Raw genomic sequence first — 2500 nt, 5'->3', positions numbered from 1 at the left:
TGCTTGCCTGTCGCCCCTCACCTAGTCTACAATTAAAAAAATTACCGGTGGTGGCCGATTTCCTTACCGGAAAAATTGATGATGCTTCAGCACATTTACAGGCTTCAAACCAGCTAACAACAGCAGAAATAGCCATACGGAGAGAGAAACTTTACAACCAGAAACCTTTACTTCAGATTAAAGACCTATGTACCTGGTATCCTATCCACAATGGTCTTTTTGGCAAAACGACTGATTACGTTAAAGCTGTTGACCAGTTGAATTTTGAGGTTTTTCCTGGTGAAACCTTAGGTCTGGTTGGCGAATCGGGTTGTGGCAAAACCACTCTCGGCCGTACCATTTTACGGCTGATACAGCCTACTTCTGGTGAAATCATTTTTAACGGAGAAAATATTACACACATTGACAAAACAGCCTTACGAAAGTTAAGGAAAGATGTTCAGATTATTTTTCAGGACCCTTACGCTTCATTAAACCCTAAATTAAGCATCGGTCAATCGATTTTAGAGCCATTACAGGTGCATAAATTATACCGTAACGATAGCGAGCGTAAACAAAAAGTACTGGAATTGCTTGATAAAGTAGGCTTAAAAGTAGAGCATTTTAACCGATATCCGCATGAATTTAGTGGCGGACAAAGGCAGCGTGTAGTGATCGCGAGGGCTTTGGCTTTACAACCTAAATTTATCATCTGCGACGAATCGGTATCTGCTTTAGATGTTTCTGTTCAGGCGCAGGTTTTAAATCTCATCAAAGATCTCCAACACGAATTCGGACTCACTTATATCTTTATCTCTCACGATCTGGCGGTTGTAAAGCATATTTCAGACCGTATTTTAGTAATGAATAAAGGAAAAATTGAGGAAGAAGGTTTTCCAGAGCAGATATTTTATGCGCCAAAAGCAGCTTATACCCAAAAACTGATCGAGGCCATTCCAGGACACCAATAATAGAAAATGCTTAGAAATCTTTCAATTGCTTTTACACTGATTTTTCTTTCTTTAAATAATATTTATGCACAAAAAGTAGAAATCATTCAATCGACTACTATTTTTGAAARGGCGCCATTCGAGTCCTGCCACGCCTCAACCCTGATTGATTTAGGTAAAGGAAAAATAATGGCCGCCTGGTTTGGCGGTAAACACGAAGGCAGTAAAGATGTAGTAATCTGGTCATCAATAAAAACTGGCACACAATGGAGTTTACCGATCGAAATTGCAAACGGGATAATAAACGATACCAGCAGATTTGCGTGCTGGAATCCTGTACTTTTTAAAACAAAAAACGGCACTTTATTTTTACACTATAAGGTCGGTCCAAATCCAAGAACCTGGTGGGCAGAATATAAAACATCTGTTAACAATGGAAAAACATGGTCTAAAGCACAGAAATTGCCTAAAGATTTTCTAGGGCCAATTAAAAACAAACCTATCCAATTACCAAATGGAACAATTCTATATCCCTCAAGTACAGAAAGTTTAGATGAAAAAACATGGGCCATCCATATTGAAAAATCAGATGCGGAAGGTGAAAACTGGAAAAAGATCACTATCAATTGTGATACTTTTGGTGTAATCCAACCTTCTATTTTAACCTATCCAAATGGGAGATTACAGTTATTATGCAGAAGCAGGCAGAATGTGATTGTAGAAAGCTGGTCGGAAAATAATGGCGAAACCTGGTCAAAACTTAAGGCTACTCAATTGCCTAATCCAAATTCTGGTAGCGATGCAATAACCCTGAAAGATAGTCGGCAATTACTGGTTTACAATCCACTAACAGCAGGTAAAAACTGGTGGGAAGGCAGATCAGTATTAAAACTGGCCATATCAACCGATGGCGAAAATTGGCAGGATATTTACACACTCGAAAGCCATAGCAAAGGCGAATACAGCTATCCGGCCATTATCCAGGATAGAAGCGGCAACATCCATTTGAGCTATACTGCCGAGCGGAAGAAAATCACTTACATGGAGATCAGGTTAGTCCGTAGTCCGTAGAATAGAAAGGGGTCCTGAAAGAAGGTTTAACCTGCAAAATATTTTTTAATTGGTTCTTGGCTCATAGCCGATAGTTAAATAGCTGTTTCATAACCTACTCAGTCCATTAACTATGGCCGTAAACTGGTTGTCAATTTGCTTTACTAATGAACCAATGGCCAATAAACTATTAAACGATAAACCATCATCCATTTTACATATTATCCCTATATTTTCCATCCTGAGCATCTTTTCTGTATCTTCGGTAAATTCAGTTTAGCATATGGCAAAGAAAAAATCGGCAAATATAAAATTAGTTCTGAATCAATTGGTTAGTGATGTTTTTGAAAAAAACAGTAATCAGCTGCTTAATTATAAGCAGGTTTCGGCCAAATTAAATTTGAACGATCAAGAATCAAGAGAAACCATTCTCGAGATCTTAAAAGAAGGGAAAAGTACTGGCATTTTCTTAGAACCAGAAAAAGGTAAATTTAAACTTAAAGAACTGCAGAACTTTATTA

General features: G+C 38.0%; 2 protein-coding genes and 1 pseudogene. All 3 read left to right on the top strand.

All coding sequences use genetic code 11. From position 1 onward, the window contains the following. The coding region (locus AC1DPQ_RS24495; protein WP_477611158.1) for an ABC transporter ATP-binding protein at positions 1-950 on the top strand (950 nt) is incomplete at its 5' end. Between the two features lie 6 nt (positions 951-956). Further along, positions 957-2000 (top strand): sialidase family protein, encoded by a 1044-nt coding sequence (locus AC1DPQ_RS24490; RefSeq protein ID WP_477611157.1) that lies wholly within the window; start codon positions 957-959, stop codon positions 1998-2000. 262 nt (positions 2001-2262) lie between these two features. Next, a pseudogene (locus tag AC1DPQ_RS24485) lies at positions 2263-2500 on the top strand (ribonuclease R); the annotation flags it as partial.

The organism is Pedobacter sp. 01T416_2 (genome assembly GCF_056398925.1).
This window is presented reverse-complemented; position numbering and strand designations above follow the sequence as displayed.